Here is a 15032-nt window from a genome sequence, read left to right on the forward strand (position 1 = left end):
CCTTGCTAATGTGGAGGGGGATATACTGCAGCCCGCTTCAGGCGAACGCCGGCTGTCCTGCTATCTCGCGGCCCTGGATCAGTGCCAGGATGCCGTTTGTCCCATCTGGCACCTGGAACATGCGTGCATCACGCCACAGCCGTTCCACGCCCATTTCCAGACTAATACCCATGCCGCCGAGCACTTGCATGGCCATGCGAATTGCGTCCTCGCAGGCCCGCGTTGCATACCGTTTTGCCATGGCGGAGTAGCCGTTGGCGCGCTCGCCGCGATCGACCGCGTCGAGGGCATGCAGGCAAATGAGGCGCGAGGTAACAATGGCGGTTTCGATATCGGCCAGGTCCTGCTGGATCAGCTGGTGTGCTGCCAGTGCTTTGCCGAACTGACGGCGATCGAGGGCATGTTCACGAGCGAGAGCAAACGCCCGCTGAGCAAGGTGAACGGTCATCAATCCGATCAGCGGACGGTTGACGTTCCAACCAAGGGTCAGATACTTGGCTGCATCTCCCTGCTCGCCGATTAGGTGACTGAGAGGAACGCGGCAATCATCGAAGTTCAACTCGCCGAGATGGCCCTGCTGAAGCCCCATTACTGGAATTTCACGTACCTCGAACGGAGACAAGGACCGGTCTACCAGGACTCGGCGGGCCTGGGGCTTCCCATTTGCGTCAGTTCCATCAATGCAGGACACATTGAACACGTCGGCAACCGCAGCATTTGTAATCCAAATCTTGCTGCCTTGAATGCTCGCGTACTCTTTGTTCACAGTCACTCGGGTTCGAACTGCGCGGGAATCAGATCCTGCGCCTGGTTCGGTGTTAGCTGTGCAGCAAATTTTTCGGCCCGCAATCAGATCCGCAAGGTAGTTTGTGCGAATTTCCTCGGACGCTCCGGCATAAAGGCGCGCGACGGTACCTTCGTGCGACAGAAGCGAGAGGGCAACAGCGGGCGGCAGTTGCTCGATGATCAATCCATAGTCCACCATCGACAGGGCTGCACCCCCTGCTTCCTCTGGAAGCCTGGGAGCGGTGATACCGAAGCGTCCCAGTACGGAGTAGATCTGCAGCATCGCGTCCTTCGACAAAGGACGGTCTGCCGGATGTGCGGCTAAAATGGGTGCGATGTCCTGCTCGGCCATCCGCTGTGTCGAGTCAATGAGAGCGTGTTGATCGTCGGTGAGGCGAAACATAACTTGATTTCCAGTCTGTAAATGTCAGGCGGAGGGGAACGCAATCAGGCGATTGGACGTTCTAGTCCGTCCGCGACGTTGGTGCCAGACGCAGCGACGGCGTCGAGCCGCACCCCCATGGTTTCGGGAAGGCGCAGGAGAGCAATCGTCGAGATGAGGTAAGAAGCGAAACAGCAGGCTCCAATTGCGGTAGCTAGCCCGGTATGTGCTGAGACGACGCCCACCACCGTGATTGCAAGAGCGCCCAGTGTCTTAGCGACGTTGTAGGAGAAGCCCATGCACGTCGTCCGCACTTCGGTCGGAAAGAGTTCGCTGAGGAAAGGGCCAACTGCTGCAAACATGCCGATAGCGAAAAACCCGACCAGCAAGCCAAGTACCTGAACAAGCCACGGCGAGAGGGGTACGAAGCAATAGACCAAAGTTACAATCCACGAGCCTGCAGTCATTGCCAGCAGGGTGGTGCGGCGGCCCCAGCGATCGCTAAAAGACGCAGTAAAGGCGAATCCGAGGAAGGTTCCGATGGCCATCACTACGATTGTCATGATCATCGATCCGGAGCGTAGGCCGCGATCGGCGAGTAGAGAGGGGACCCATACCGTAACAACGTAGGCTGCTGCCTGGAGGCCAAAAACAACTGCGCTAGCTGTCAGGCATGTGCCAAAGTGTTCGCGCTGGAAGACGGATTTAAAGCCAGCTTTAGGAGTTATGCGTGTGCGCGCTGCCTGCACGTAAATCTGGGAATCGGGCACGCCCAGGCGAACCAGCACGATAAGCAGGCCAGGTACCGCAGTGATCCAGAATGCGATACGCCAGCCGAGATCAGTGGAGAACTGGGCCAGTGCGAACGTGGCCACCAGCACTGCGCCGATCCAGCCGAGACAAAACCCAGATTGGACGAAGCCCATGGCGCGCCCGCGGTATTCCGGACGCGTCACCTCAGCCATTAGCGCCGCGCCGACTGCCCATTCGCCTCCGAAGCCAAGGCCCTGAAGGGCGCGTGCGAATAGCAACTGTTCGTACGTTTGGGCGAAGCCGGCGACAACGCCGAACAGCGTGAACCAGAGTACCGTGAACATCAGTACTTTTACGCGGCCAATGCGATCGCTGAGAATGCCAGCGAGCCAGCCTCCAAGTGCGGCCGCGAGCAGGGATGCGGTGCCAATGGCCCCGGCCTCCCCTTTGCTGAGGGACCACGCGGCCATCAGTGTGGGCACGAGGAAGCTATAGATCTGAACGTCGAAGCTATCGAGCGCCCATCCGAAGTAGCAGGCCCAGAACGTGCGTTTCTCTTGACGGCTTCCGCCGCGATACCAAGCAAACATGTCTCCACCTCTCTTTTTTTGATGTGTCGCCCTCTCGTGTAGGTGAGGGCAGGCGCAGCCGCGCCCTTAAGCACGGCAGTGTCAGGCCGGCGGGCAGTCCTTTCCGGATGACGATTCAATCAGAGTGAAATCAAGTTCAATATCGGTGAGGCGACGCAGCCTCTCGATGTTCATGCCCTCCGCGAGTTCTCGCACCAGAACTCCATGTGGTGTGATGTCAAATGTGGCCAAGTCGGTGTAGACACGACTGACGCATGAGAGTCCGGTCAGCGGATAGCTGCATTGGTCTCGCAGCTTGCTACGACCGTTTCGATCGAGGTGCTCCATCATGACGAAGATGCGTTTGGCACCAATTGCCAAGTCCATTGCTCCGCCAACTGCCGGCACTGCGTCGGGGGCTCCGGTGTGCCAGTTGGCGAGATCGCCTTGGCGAGAAACCTGAAATGCGCCAAGTACGCAGATGTCGAGATGTCCACCGCGCATCATGCCGAACGAGTCGGCGTGGTGAAAAAAGGCTGCTCCCGGCGCGGGCACGATCGGTTCCTTTCCGGCGTTGATCATTTCCCAGTCTTCCTCGCCAGGCGCAGCGCCACGCCACCGGCCAAGTACACCGTTTTCGCTATGCAGGAAGATTTCCTTATTTGCTGGCAGGTGATTGGCCACGAGCGTAGGCAGTCCCACGCCCAGGTTGACGTAGGCGCCTTCGGGAATATCGCGCGCAACGCGTGCTGCGATTTGATTGCGGGTGTCGATTTCCATGCTGATTAGCTCATCGTTTCGGGATGCGTCGCACTGGCGGCCGTCCGTGAGAACTGAGGGGGAGTACGCATTACAACTGCATCGACGAAGATGCCGGGGGTAATGATGGCTTCTGGGCTGAGCCCGCCAAGGTCGAGCACCTCGGCGACCGTGGCGATGGTATGGCGTGCAGCCATGGCCATAATCGGCCCAAAGTTCCGTGCAGTATTTCGATAGATGAGGTTGCCCCATCGATCGCCAACCTGCGCGTGAATCAAGGCGTAGTCGACAGCCAGGGGTTTCTCGAAGACGTGGGGACGTCCGTCAATGACGCGGGTCTCCTTGCCCTCGGCTAGGGCCGTCCCGTAGGAGGTCGGTGTAAAGAATCCGCCAATACCGCAGCCCGCCGCACGAAGACGCTCTGCGAGCGTTCCTTGTGGCACGAGCTCGAGCTCGATAGCGCCTTCGCGATAAAGTGCCTCGAACACGTGAGCGCCTGCCATACGCGGGTAAGAGCAGACGATCTTGCGCACGCGCCGGGCCTTCAGCAAAGCGGCAATGCCTGCCTCACCTTGACCAGCATTGTTGGTGACGACGGTGAGGTCCCGAGCGCCCTGATCGAGCAGCGCCACGATTAGTTCTTCAGGCATGCCTGCGCCGCCGAAGCCGCCGATGGCAATACTCGCCCCATCGGGGACGGAGGCCAAGGCTTCGCCGCAACTTGACACTGTCTTGTCAATCATTCTGCATGTCTCATCTTTGATGGCCACGCTGCGAGGACGGGCCGTTCGTTTTGGGCGGGCGGCTTTTGGGTGCCCATGTAGTGCGAGAGAAGGTTGCCGAATCCGCCTAGGCGGCGCAATTTCGCAATGGATAAGATCAAATTAGCTTGTAGTTAAAAGCCCCCCTCTAACGTTGGTGCGGTAGGTGGATACCCTAACTTTGCTGCCCGGGCGGAGGTTACGTTTGTTCGGCTGTAACGCCATCTTTCGCATTCGAAAATTGAGCTGCCTCGCCATTGCCGCCATGCTGACGCCGCATCAACAACGCCAGCGATCCAGCGAGAGACAAGAGCTATGACGAGACATGCACTGATTGCCCATCCCGTGCGCACACCCATCGGAAAATTTGGCGGCGCAATGCGGCCGCTGGATGCCGAGCAGCTAGCTGTGAGAATTATTCAAGCCGTACTGGAGCGCTCTGGCATTGCTCCGGAGACGATCGATGAAGTCATCGTTTCCCAAAGCTACGCGTCAAGTGAGGCTCCATGCATGGGGCGTTACGCCGCGCTGTCGGCAGGACTGCCCATTGAAGTGCCTGGTTATACGCTTGATCGACGCTGCGGTTCCGGCCTGCAGGCGCTCTCCAATGCTGCAATGTGTGTGCAGACCGGACAGGCCGAAGCCATCCTCGTTGTCGGGGTCGAAAGCATGAGCAATATCGAGTACTACAGTACCGACATGCGTTGGGGTAGCCGGAGCGGCAACGTTTCGTTTTACGACAGGCTAGACCGCGGGCGCGAGCGCTCACAGCCCCAGGCGCGCTTTGGATTTATCTCTGGCATGCCGGAGACGGCCGAAACCCTAGCGCGTGAATATGGGGTGACGCGGGCGGACGCGGATGCGTTCGCTGTTCGCAGCCATCGAATGGCCGCCGCAGCCTGGGAGGAAGGTCGCTTTGCGTCGGAAGTCCTGAACGTGGAGGTGCCGCAACGGCGCGGTGAGCCGGTCCAGGTCAATCGTGACGAAGGCATTCGCGTTGATGCCACCTTGGAAAGCCTTGCTGCTCTGAGACCTTTGTTGCCTGGTGGAGTGACCACGGCCGGAAATTCGAGCCAGCAGAATGATGCTGCGGCCGGATGTCTTGTTGTGTCTGAGTCTTACGCAGAGCGGCACGGACTAACACCGATGGCGCGCTTCGCCGGCTGGGCGGCGGCGGGCTGTGATCCAGCTCGGATGGGCATTGGCCCTGTACCTGCGGTGGCAAAGCTTCTTGGTCGCCAGGGTATGGCACTGGGTGATATCGACCTTATCGAAGTCAACGAGGCTTTTGCTGCCCAGGCGCTCGCAGTACTCAGGGAATGGGGTGTTGACGGGGATTCTCGGGTAAACGTGAACGGATCAGGAATTTCGTTGGGCCATCCGATCGGGGCCACGGGGCTGCGCATTATGACTACGTTGCTGCACGAGATGCAGCGGCGCCAGGCGAAATTCGGCTTGGAGACTATGTGTATTGGCGGTGGCCAAGGCATCGCGGCGCTGTTCGAGCGCATCTAGCAGGCGAAAGGACGGCAGAAGAAAATGCATATGGATGCTACGGTCGATGTATTTGACGACGCAAGATCCGCTTCCGAGAAATTGGATTGGGTCGAGGTAAATGGCGTTAGCTTGCGCTACAGCAGACAGTCAGATGCTGGGCCCTTACTGGTTCTGATCCACGAGATGGGTGGCTCCCTGGAGTCTTGGGATGCCGTGTGCGACCTACTGGGTGAACACGTCAACTTGTTGCGCTACGACACACGGGGGGCGGGCGTCTCGGAGAAGTTGTGTGGAACGGTGACACTTGATGACCATGTGGATGACCTCTACGCATTGCTTGAGAGGCTTGACGAACAGCGCCCCTTGATCATTGTCGGTGTCGCTGTCGGCGTAGCGATCGCGCTGCGGTTTGCTGTTCGTTACGAGGACCGTGTCATGCGCGTGATGGGCTTGGCTCCCGCCTGTGGCGTAAGTTCCGCCAAGCAAGCGACCACCCTCGCGTTAGCTGCACGCCTTCGGGCGTTCGGCATGCGTGCTGCCTACCCGGCGTTGTTTGAGCTTGGCTGGCCGTCAAGCTTTGAAGGGGAAGATTCGAAAAGTCCAGCGCAGCGCACGCGCTACCTCAGGCGTAGCCTCGCGAATGACGCGTCAAGCTTCGCATATGTGCTTGAGATGCTGACTGAGATCAACATCGCGTCGGATCTGGCGAAGCTCTCGACGGAGGTATCGTTGGTTGCGGGCCACTACGATGCATTGCGCCCACCTGGCGACATCGCTCAATTGGCCACACTAGGTAGGAACATCGCGTTTGGAGCGGTGGCATCGGGCCACTTCATGTCGGTGCAAACGCCAAAATTAGTAAGCACTCTTTTGCGACGTCATGCGTTTGGGGGTGAACCATTGGGACAAGTACTGGCCACGCTTGGTTAGCACTCAAGTAGGTACCGAAGACTTAGGAAAGGAGACAAGGCAATGATGCAGTCAAGAATGGTCGGGGATGTCAAGGTTACGCAGATCCTGGAATATAGCGGCCCGACTCACGATCCGGCGTTTCTGTTTCCCGAACTCTCGGCAGATTCGCTCGAGTTGGCGCGCGGGACGATGGCACCACGTCACTGGGTGCCGCACATGAACAAGCTCATCGTTACCATTCAACTTTGGGTGGTGCATGCTGGATCCGAGGTCATTGTCGTGGACACAGGCGTTGGCAATTTCAAGCCCCGGCCCGGCATCCCACGTATGCATATGCTTAACACCTTGGTGCGGGAATGGCTCACCGCCGCCGGGGCAGCGCCAGAAGAGGTCACCCACGTGGTCCTAACCCACCTTCATGCTGACCATGTGGGTTGGAATACCTCATGGCAAGACGATCGCTGGGTTCCGACGTTTCCGAATGCCCGGTACCACTTCCCGAAGCAGGATTTCCTGTTTTGTAAGGAAGGCCGGAACCGCGAATCTGGGGTGATCGACGTCTTTGGCGATTCGTTCTTTGACAGCGTTTTGCCAATCGCTGAGGAGGGCTTGGCCGAAATGATCGATGGACCCGGGGAAATTGCGGATGTGCTCCGCGTCGAGCCGGCGCCCGGACATAGTCCTGGGCAAGTAGCGCTGCGTGTCCGTTCGCGTGGGGAGGAGGCAATATTCTGTGGTGATATCCTCCATAGTCCCTTGCAGATCGTGTACCCGGAAATCAATTCCGGCTATTGCATCTGGGCGGAAAAGGCCAGGGAGACGCGTTGGAGTTTTCTGGAGCGCGCCGCGGAACGCGAGGCGTTGATTTTGCCGGTGCATTTCGGTGCACCTTACTGCGGCTACGTGCGGCGAGAAGGCGATCGCTTCCGGTTCGAGCCAGCCGCGTGGTGAGCTCTGGGCTTCCCGCTTTCTATGATCAGGAGGTCGCTGTGGCTAACGTTCAGCGTGACCTAAAGCGGAGAAAGGCGCACCCGTGGCAAACATGTACTTCGATATCACTGACTTTCGGCTATTCGTCAATGTGGCCGATACATGCAGCCTGACCCGCGGAGCGGAACGAACGTTCTTGTCGGTGCCTGCGGCAAGCAATCGTATTAAGCATCTTGAAGAACGGCTACAACTGCGATTGCTTGACCGTTCGCCTCAGCGGGTGGTGCTAACCGAAGCGGGGCGTGCGTATCTGACCGGCGCGCGCCACGTCTTATCGCAGCTTGATGTGCTCAGTGCAGAGTTGCAGAAGTTCTCCAATGGATTCAGTGGACAACTCCGTCTGCAAGCAAACACTACGGCTGTCACAGAGTATTTGCCGCCTGTCCTGGGTCGCTTTCTCAAGATCTTTGCAGACGTGCATGTAGACATGCGCGAACGTATGAGCGATGAAATCGTCCGGAACGTGCGCGAAGGTATGGCGGAGATCGGCGTGATCTCTGGCAGCGTCCTTACGGACGGAGTGGAAAGTGTGCCCTTTGTATCGAGCCAGTTGATGCTGATCACACCGCCGGACCATCCTTTGTTGGAGCGCGAACACGTCTACTTCAAAGATACGCTGGATCATCCGTTTGTGGCATTGATGGAGGGAGCGGCGTCTAACGGGTTCTATGCGCGAGCGGCTGCTGCACTGCACAAGCAGATGACGATTCGTGTTCAGGTTGCGGGGACCGACGCGATCGTGCGCATGGTTGAGGCGGGGGCTGGAATTGCGCTAGTACCGAAGGCCTGCATTGCCCGGCTTACGTCGCACGCCGCCTTAGGTGTCCGCAGCCTTAGCGATCCGTGGTCGATTCGCGAATTCCGCGTCTGCGCTCGGGAGTTCGCCGAGTTGTCACCCATCGCTCGAGAGTTCGCCACGATGCTTGTTGACGAATATCGGCAGAAGCCGAATGGAGCCCCTGCGGAGTTCTAGCGGCTGTCGTTCCAAAAAAATCGCCGAACAGGAGACAAATAGATTGCCCAATTCAGGAATCCGCTCAGATCAAAGAACCGAGACCCGTGTCTCAGAGGGCGTGATGTTGCGCCTTCAGCGACTCGCTGACGAACTGGAGATCACGCAATTGCGCGGGCGCTATTGCGACTTGCTCGATTCGCAGCAGTGGGAACCCTTCGTGGAATTGTTCACCGAGGACGGCGTGTTCGAGGGAATAGAGCGCGCTGCGGGGCATGGAGAGATCTTCCGATTCTTTTCTGAGGACGTGCCGGCGATGGCAGAGGGCTTCTGGCATTTCTGTACGAACGGCACCGTTACGATTGAGGGAGATCGGGCTACAGGGCGGATATCAATGCTCTATCTCTCGATTAGCAGTGGGAAGTCATACGTCTCTGCGGGGCACTATGACGACGTAATGGTTCGTACGGCGCAGGGATGGCGTTTTAGCTCGCGTAAGATCAGCTTCTACTTCTACAGTGAGCTGAAAGACGGATTTGGCGGCAAGCCTCCGATGCCTCTGTTGGGCCAGGCGCAGTAACAATAGTCTAGGCTTCGGGCCGTTAGGACGGGGGCCTATGTCTTTCGTCAAGTGTTAGGGGCTGACCTTTGGTTGGTAAAAAGTGCCATCGCGCAGCATGGCGAATAGGACATCGCAGCGTCGCCGTGCTAGTGCAACGAGTGCCTGTTATGGCGCTTACCTTGCTAAACCTTGCGGGCGTAGTAGGCCCACTCACTCAGCAGAAATTTCAGCCGCGTCGCCGCGTCCAATCCAGGCCCTCGGCCAGGGTGCGGAGTCTGGAGAAGAGCTCTGGAACCGGCTCGGCCGCAATCACGCGGCGTGCGTCGCTTTCAAGCAGCTCGAGCGCGGTGACGCCAATATTGGCGCCGGCAGCAAGCACCTGATCGCCGTTTTTCAGGAATTTCCGGAACAGGGCCCGATCAATGTCGCCTTGCGGATATCGAATATCCATCAGCAAGGACGCTGCATAGTAGCGTTCATGCCGATGTGACAGATCGAGTGTGATCGGCATCGAATCAATTTCGAAAACGACTTTGCCGCTTTGCCGGATGCGATCTTCGAGTTCGCTATGCAGGATATTTCGCGTCGACATGGCGTGCCAGCTGGAAAAAATGGAATGTCATTATGCCGCAGGGAGTCTCGAGTATGCCCATCGGTGGCTCTCCTTCCGAGAAGGCAGTTAGGTCGATGTGGACTTGATCGAATCGCCTGTCGTTGCACGATTACGGTTCAAAGTGCTGGACGACGACGCAAATGCATCGCTGGAGCTGTTACCGCAACATATGGATGTTGGCACCATAGATGAGGAATTCTGGGACGCCGTTGACCGGTTGGAGCGCCACGCACTTAGGGAAAATACGATCGCTCTGCTGTCCGAACGCGGCAAGCGCCTGACGATCCGGCAACTGGCATCGCATCTGCCACCGACGCACGATCTCGAAAGTGTCGCTCTTTGGCTGGGCATGGCCCGGCAGGCCGACGCTCCCGTGCACGCGCAGCGCGAAAGCGTTGACGTGCAGGTGCGCGACGGCTTCCCGCTAGGCTTTAGCGTGCCCAAAGTTGAGCTTGGCATTGAGCATCTGCGCAGACTAGATGTGAAGCTTCAATACGTTGTATCCGTGGTTCATCCGATCTGAGTCTGGAAAACTGGAAGTCGCCAAACACCCAGACTTCCAGGAGCTCAGCCGGATGAACACCCATAAGAATGCCCGACTCACCTTTGCCCGTCGACTGGAGGTGGTTCAAGACATCACCGAACATGGCCTGAGCGTGTCTGAAGCCGCCGCGAGTCATGGCGTGATAGCACCAACGGCTCGTAAGTGGCTGGGCCGCTATCTGGCCGGTACGTTCCCGCAGAGCGCCAGGACGGATCGCGAAGCTGCGCAGCATGGTACCGATAGCCCGACGGAGCGATCTGCAACACTTTGCAGATCGGCTCGACCCCGAAGGCGTCGCGATGCCGATCGAAAAAGGCCTTCAGGACTTCAAACGGCGGCCGAGCTCCGCCTGGGCGAAAAAACGCGCTCGCCAACTTCAGGATCTCGTTGGCACGCCGCAGTTCCGTTACCTCGCGCTCCAGCGCCTTGAGGCGTTCACGCTCCGATGTGGTCACGCCATCGCGCTGGCCGCTCTCGACCTGCTCTTGTTTGACCCACCCCAGCAGCGTCTGGCTCGTGCAACCGATCGTCGGTGCGATTGATTCGACTGCCGCCCACAGCGACGGATGCTCGCTACGCTGTTCCTGCACCAAACGTACGGCCCGCTCTCGGACCTCGGGGGAAAACTTGGTTCGCTTGCTCATAGGCACATCGCCGGCCCTCAACTTCACCGGCACGGTTGCGCGCTAAAATTGCCCCCTTCACACAAGAAGGAGTTTGGCCGTGCCTTGCAGGCATCTCGCACCCCAGCGTCTTGCGATCAATGGATATGGCCGTATCGGCCGTTGCCTTGTGCGGGCATTGTACGAATCAGGCGCTCGTGCATCCTTTGAGGTAGCAGCAATCAATGAGCCGGCTGACCTCTCTAGCATGGCATATCTAACCCGCTTCGATTCTACCCATGGACGATTTCCCGGGAAGATCGGCGTCGGAAATGGCACGCTGCTCATTGAAGGCGATGAAATCCCCGTGTTCCATGCTACGACTCCCGAGGACGTCGCATGGAACTCTCTCAACGTCGACCTGCTTGTAGAGTGTTCTGGCGCCTATGGCAATCGAGCATCACTAATGCGCTTTCTGGATGCAGGCTGCAAGCGGCTGTTGCTCTCTCATCCTGGTGACACTGCCGCCGACGTGGACGCAACGATCGTCTATGGCGCAAACCACAACATACTTTCCGGCAAGGAGCGTCTCGTCTCCAACGCTTCCTGTACCACGAATGCAGTTGTCCCGGTTCTTTCCCTACTGCATCAGGAACTCGGGATGGAGCACGCCGTGTTGACAACATTGCATTCAGTAATGAATGACCAGCCGCTGATTGACGGCTACCACGATCGCGACCTCCGTAGAACACGATCAGCAATGCAATCCATTGTGCCGGTTGCAACCGGCCTTGCCCGAGGGGTTGAACGCATGCTGCCAGATTTGAAAGGGCGGGTCCATGCTAAGGATGGTGTTCAAAACACCATCCGCAGCACTGAGTTGACGGTGTGAGCGTGGCCAAGTGAATTCGATGAGCAATTCCCCCCGAATTCTGCGCGCGATTCGGGGCGTGCAAGGGCGCTATCGCCCGCTTTTCGGGCCGTCGGCCAGAATCGCGGCGCGCATTCACTGCGTGGCACCAGGCTGAAGTCGATGGCGCATCATCCACAGATTGCCCAAGGCAAACAGCGTATGCAGTTGCTGCGTGTTCTTCATCAAGCCCCGGTAGCGCACCTTGAGATAGCCGAACTGGCGCTTGATGATGCGAAACGGGTGCTCCACCTTGGCGCGGATGCGCGCTTTGACCCGTTCGAGTTCATCGCGCAGCTTGCCTACAGGCGCCTCCTTGTCCAATGCGCGGCGCTTGCCCGGGCGCATCGCAACATGCCAGTTGACCTCGATGTCCTGCGCCTCAATGCGCCTTTCAACGCCTTGGTATCCGGCATCACTGAACACGTCCCTTTCCTCGCCGTGCAGCAGCGCATGAGCTTGCGTGACATCGCTGACGTTGGCGGCCGTGCCCACCACGGTGTGTACCAGTCCCGAGTCGGCGTCCGCACCAATGTGTGCCTTCATGCCGAAATGCCACTGGTTGCCCTTCTTCGCTTGGTGCATTTCGGGGTCACGCTCGCCATCCTTGTTCTTGGTCGAACTCGGCGCGGCAATCAGGGTGGCATCGACCACCGTGCCTTCCTTGAGAAGGAAACCACGGGCGTTGAGTTGCTCGTTGACCGCCTTGAGAAACTGCTCGGCAAGCTGGTGTCGCTCAAGCAGATGCCGAAAGCGCAGAATGCTGACGCGGTCAGGCAGGCGGCTCATGCCACCCAGGCCAGCGAATTCGCGGTACAGCGGCGTGTCGTACAAAGCTTCTTCCATCGCCACGTCGCTCAGACCAAACCATTGCTGCATCAGATGGATTCGCAGCATCGCTGCGAGAGGAAACGGCCGGCGGCCCGTGGCCTTGGTCGGGGCATGCGGGGCAATCAACGCCAGAAACGCATCCCACGGTACCGCGCGTTCCATCTCGTCAAGAAACACGCGCTTGCGCGTGCGGCGATTGCTCAGGTCCAGGCCAAGGTCGGTTTGATTCATGCGCCTATTGTCGCTGGAAACGTTGCTCTGGCGTACCCGCAGACGCATGAGTTTTGAACACCGTCCCTAAGCCGCTAAGCCGCTAAGCCGCTGATTTGAATACGAAATCGATCGATGGGTCGAGCGGCGGCATGCGTCGCTGCAGGTCGAGCAGGAAATCGCCGAACCGGTTGATGTGCTCGCGTCGGTACGGTGACAATGCCTTGAGGACTTCGGCATTCACCGGGTGCCCTCGCTCCTGCAAATCCTTGAGCTTGCGCGACATCCACTGAACATTGTGAAGGATAGGCGTGGCGCAGCCAGTGCGGCGATGGACGTGGTCGAAATCGAAGCGTGGCGCAGGTTGGTCGCGGACGGCGCTCAGTTCGACGCCCTTGGCCGTGCCGCATCCAATGCGGCGTGGCTCGGCGCAGCTTTTCGGCCAAGGCCGGATGATCGCCTCCGCGAGTCGGAAGAATCGGCGCATGACTTCCCGCAGGCGCAGGGGCGTGATGCCGGTCCCACCACCGTCCAGGCTGCAGATCAAGGGCGTAGCGGGGTTCTAGCGGGCACGGCTGACAGGCAGCTTGCGCTCCAGCAGGTAGCGTTCCAGCGCCGCGCGAGCCAAGCGTCTCAAGGTGACCTTGGCCGGCTTGCCGCCTTTGCCGACCAGGCGCAGCCATTGATCGCCGGCGGCATCGATCTCGAGGCTGCGCAGCGTAGCTTTGGCCAGCATCGCCGATGCGCAGCCCCGTAACCGCGAGCGCAATGCCCGTGCGTAACGCCGGGTGTGCTGAATCCCGATTCAGGGAGGCGATTCCGAGCGTGCTCATCGCAGTCTCCCTTCAGTCCTCAGTCGCCATGACAACAATTTAGTCGCCTTGCCTGTGCGCACCTTGATATGAATCAATCCCTTGGCGGCCTCGCGGAGTCATGCTCACCTTGCATAGCTTGGGGGTTCGCATGAAGTTGGCGTTGCAGTTGATTTGCATCAATAACCGACAAGCAGATGCGTTGAGCTTCCAACGGGAGGGGAGGGTTCAAAGTTGAGGCATCTATCCATAGCGAAAGGAACTCGCGATGCTCACCTATCGAATCGAAGACATGACCTGCGGCCACTGCGCCAGCGCAATCACGAAGGCCGTTCGCTCGGTCGACGCCGGCGCGAAGATGGACGTAGACCTGTCACAACACCTTGTTCGAATCGAGCCGACCGGGGTTGCGGCCGATGAACTGCTGAACGTGATCACCGAAGCGGGCTACACCCCCGTGCAGGTTGCGGCTGAGGCAGCGTCGACAACTGGGCCTCCCACTCGCCGCGGTGGGTGCTGCGGCTGCTGCAGCTAATGCGTTGACTGGCTCGATTCCATCACTCATTCCACTTGGGAAAGACCATGCTTACCCTTCCTGCAATCGCCACTGCCGCCCTTCTCAGCGCCAGTGCGCTCGCCCAGACCGCACCGACCGCTCCGGCCAACCAGGACCACGCAGCACACCACCCTGCAGACGCTTCCGCCTCTGCGCTGTCGACGCCACCGACGAAGGCTGGCCCCAAGGCAGCTTCGAAGAGTTCCAAGGCAGCCAGTGCCCCGTCCGCGGTTCAAATGGACGCCCATGATGAAGTCGATGCAGGAGATGCACGACAAGATGATGGCTGCCAAGTCGCCGGAGGAGCGCCAAGCCCTGATGAACGAGCACATGAAGACCATGCAGGAGGGCATGTCCATGATGAGTCAGATGCGCGGCGGCAAGGGCGCGATGGGCCCGGGTGTGGGAATGGGAATGGGCCCGGAAGCCGTGAGCAAACGCATGGAAATGATGATGGACCGCGAAGCGACCCGGTCCTCCCCCGCGAAGTGACGCGAGGGCGGATGTCATGGACCACGACCATCACGAGATGCCATCATTCTGGCGTTCAAAATGATGACCGCCCCGTCAACAGCTACTGATTTGCAAACCGGGTCAGACCATGAACCAGAACCCCACCGCTCCATCGCGCTGGCGCTCGCCGCTCGGCATCTTCATGCTCGCGGCGGGTGCCGTCGGCATCTACTACTTGCTCACCGAGCACCTTACGCACGTCGGTCAAGCGATTCCGTACCTCATTCTTCTGGCATGCCCGCTGATGCATCTGTTCGGTCATCACCATGGCGGTCACGGCGGTCATGGCGGCGGGCACGACAGTCACCAGCAGGTCGACGAGAAAGACAAGCAGGGTTGAGATGCGTCGGGGCGGCCACGAGACCGGCGCTGCCACGGCGGCGGAACTGACTTCCGGCGTCGGCGCCATCGTCATGGGTGCCGGCCTGGCGTTGATATTGCCTCCAGGCTGCGTGAATACGCGGTGCCGCTTCTGGCTGTCGGCCTCATCGTCCATGGCTTCGGCATGAGTCTGAACT

The 15032-nt window shown here is 59.1% G+C and carries 16 protein-coding genes, 5 pseudogenes and 1 other annotated feature; of the genes and pseudogenes, 11 read left to right on the top strand and 10 right to left on the bottom strand.

Annotation, left to right across the window (positions count from 1 at the left end; all coding sequences use genetic code 11):
* Window positions 1–37: 37 nt before the first annotated feature.
* The 4 genes from AC3FLX_RS30590 to AC3FLX_RS30605 all read right to left on the bottom strand — a co-directional run bounded on the left by AC3FLX_RS30590 (window position 38) and on the right by AC3FLX_RS30605 (window position 3992).
* Window positions 38–1189: an acyl-CoA dehydrogenase family protein gene (locus tag AC3FLX_RS30590; protein WP_488701083.1), complete on the bottom strand. Its 1152-nt coding sequence runs from the start codon at window positions 1187–1189 to the stop codon at window positions 38–40.
* Between the two features lie 44 nt (window positions 1190–1233).
* Window positions 1234–2511, bottom strand: coding sequence for an MFS transporter (locus tag AC3FLX_RS30595; RefSeq protein ID WP_488701084.1), 1278 nt, complete (start codon window positions 2509–2511; stop codon window positions 1234–1236).
* An 81-nt stretch (window positions 2512–2592) separates the two neighbouring features.
* Complete coding sequence (locus AC3FLX_RS30600) at window positions 2593–3270, bottom strand: 3-oxoacid CoA-transferase subunit B (RefSeq protein WP_488701085.1); 678 nt, start codon at window positions 3268–3270, stop codon at window positions 2593–2595.
* 5 nt (window positions 3271–3275) lie between these two features.
* Window positions 3276–3992, bottom strand: a complete 717-nt coding sequence (locus AC3FLX_RS30605) for a 3-oxoacid CoA-transferase subunit A (protein ID WP_488701086.1) — start codon at window positions 3990–3992, stop codon at window positions 3276–3278.
* Between the two features lie 333 nt (window positions 3993–4325).
* Between AC3FLX_RS30605 and AC3FLX_RS30610 the strand changes: the two genes are divergently transcribed.
* The 5 genes from AC3FLX_RS30610 to AC3FLX_RS30630 all read left to right on the top strand — a co-directional run bounded on the left by AC3FLX_RS30610 (window position 4326) and on the right by AC3FLX_RS30630 (window position 8941).
* A complete protein-coding gene (locus tag AC3FLX_RS30610; protein WP_488701087.1) occupies window positions 4326–5525 on the top strand; it encodes an acetyl-CoA C-acetyltransferase in 1200 nt (399 codons plus the stop codon).
* 30 nt (window positions 5526–5555) lie between these two features.
* Window positions 5556–6437: an alpha/beta fold hydrolase gene (locus AC3FLX_RS30615; RefSeq protein WP_488701088.1), complete on the top strand. Its 882-nt coding sequence runs from the start codon at window positions 5556–5558 to the stop codon at window positions 6435–6437.
* 42 nt (window positions 6438–6479) lie between these two features.
* Complete coding sequence (locus AC3FLX_RS30620) at window positions 6480–7370, top strand: MBL fold metallo-hydrolase (protein ID WP_488701089.1); 891 nt, start codon at window positions 6480–6482, stop codon at window positions 7368–7370.
* A 91-nt stretch (window positions 7371–7461) separates the two neighbouring features.
* A complete protein-coding gene (locus AC3FLX_RS30625) occupies window positions 7462–8382 on the top strand; it encodes a LysR family transcriptional regulator (RefSeq protein WP_488701090.1) in 921 nt (306 codons plus the stop codon).
* Window positions 8383–8485: 103 nt separating this feature from the next.
* Window positions 8486–8941, top strand: coding sequence for a nuclear transport factor 2 family protein (locus AC3FLX_RS30630; RefSeq protein ID WP_488701091.1), 456 nt, complete (start codon window positions 8486–8488; stop codon window positions 8939–8941).
* Between the two features lie 54 nt (window positions 8942–8995).
* Here AC3FLX_RS30630 and AC3FLX_RS30635 read toward each other — a convergent pair.
* Together AC3FLX_RS30635 and AC3FLX_RS30640 are read right to left on the bottom strand one after the other, a co-directional pair.
* A pseudogene (locus AC3FLX_RS30635) lies at window positions 8996–9129 on the bottom strand (IS110 family transposase); the annotation flags it as partial.
* Between the two features lie 20 nt (window positions 9130–9149).
* Window positions 9150–9515 (bottom strand): hypothetical protein, encoded by a 366-nt coding sequence (locus AC3FLX_RS30640; RefSeq protein ID WP_488701092.1) that lies wholly within the window; start codon window positions 9513–9515, stop codon window positions 9150–9152.
* Between the two features lie 103 nt (window positions 9516–9618).
* Between AC3FLX_RS30640 and AC3FLX_RS30645 the strand changes: the two genes are divergently transcribed.
* Window positions 9619–10059 carry a DUF3375 family protein gene (locus AC3FLX_RS30645; RefSeq protein WP_488701093.1) on the top strand — a complete coding sequence of 147 codons (441 nt, stop codon included), beginning with the start codon at window positions 9619–9621 and terminating at the stop codon, window positions 10057–10059.
* A 52-nt stretch (window positions 10060–10111) separates the two neighbouring features.
* Window positions 10112–10267 (top strand): annotated as a pseudogene (locus AC3FLX_RS30650) (helix-turn-helix domain-containing protein); the annotation flags it as partial.
* Here the strand turns inward: AC3FLX_RS30650 and AC3FLX_RS30655 are convergent.
* Window positions 10257–10724 (bottom strand): annotated as a pseudogene (locus AC3FLX_RS30655) (transposase); the annotation flags it as partial. The pseudogenes AC3FLX_RS30650 and AC3FLX_RS30655 overlap by 11 nt on opposite strands.
* Window positions 10329–10446: a sequence feature (AL1L pseudoknot), on the bottom strand. It overlaps the preceding pseudogene by 118 nt.
* 79 nt (window positions 10725–10803) lie before the next feature.
* Here AC3FLX_RS30655 and AC3FLX_RS30660 point away from each other — a divergent pair.
* Window positions 10804–11574: a type I glyceraldehyde-3-phosphate dehydrogenase gene (locus AC3FLX_RS30660; protein ID WP_488701094.1), complete on the top strand. Its 771-nt coding sequence runs from the start codon at window positions 10804–10806 to the stop codon at window positions 11572–11574.
* A gap of 114 nt (window positions 11575–11688) precedes the next feature.
* Here AC3FLX_RS30660 and AC3FLX_RS30665 read toward each other — a convergent pair whose 3' ends face one another.
* The 3 genes and pseudogenes from AC3FLX_RS30665 to AC3FLX_RS30675 form a co-directional block, all read right to left on the bottom strand.
* Window positions 11689–12654, bottom strand: coding sequence for an IS5 family transposase (locus AC3FLX_RS30665; RefSeq protein ID WP_488701095.1), 966 nt, complete (start codon window positions 12652–12654; stop codon window positions 11689–11691).
* Between the two features lie 82 nt (window positions 12655–12736).
* Window positions 12737–12940: pseudogene (locus tag AC3FLX_RS30670) on the bottom strand (Tn3 family transposase); the annotation flags it as partial.
* Window positions 12874–13384: pseudogene (locus AC3FLX_RS30675) on the bottom strand (hypothetical protein); the annotation flags it as partial. The pseudogenes AC3FLX_RS30675 and AC3FLX_RS30670, both read right to left, overlap by 67 nt.
* Before the next feature lie 329 nt (window positions 13385–13713).
* Here AC3FLX_RS30675 and AC3FLX_RS30680 point away from each other — a divergent pair.
* The 3 genes from AC3FLX_RS30680 (at window position 13714) to AC3FLX_RS30690 (ending at window position 14854) form a co-directional block, all read left to right on the top strand.
* On the top strand, window positions 13714–13980 hold the full coding sequence (locus AC3FLX_RS30680; RefSeq protein WP_488701096.1) for a heavy-metal-associated domain-containing protein: 267 nt from the start codon (window positions 13714–13716) through the stop codon (window positions 13978–13980).
* A gap of 267 nt (window positions 13981–14247) precedes the next feature.
* Window positions 14248–14493 carry a hypothetical protein gene (locus AC3FLX_RS30685; RefSeq protein WP_488701097.1) on the top strand — a complete coding sequence of 82 codons (246 nt, stop codon included), beginning with the start codon at window positions 14248–14250 and terminating at the stop codon, window positions 14491–14493.
* A gap of 109 nt (window positions 14494–14602) precedes the next feature.
* Window positions 14603–14854 (top strand): DUF2933 domain-containing protein, encoded by a 252-nt coding sequence (locus AC3FLX_RS30690; protein WP_488701098.1) that lies wholly within the window; start codon window positions 14603–14605, stop codon window positions 14852–14854.
* The last annotated feature ends 178 nt before the right edge of the window (window positions 14855–15032 follow it).

It is taken from the genome of Cupriavidus sp. 291-E7, from assembly GCF_057798835.1.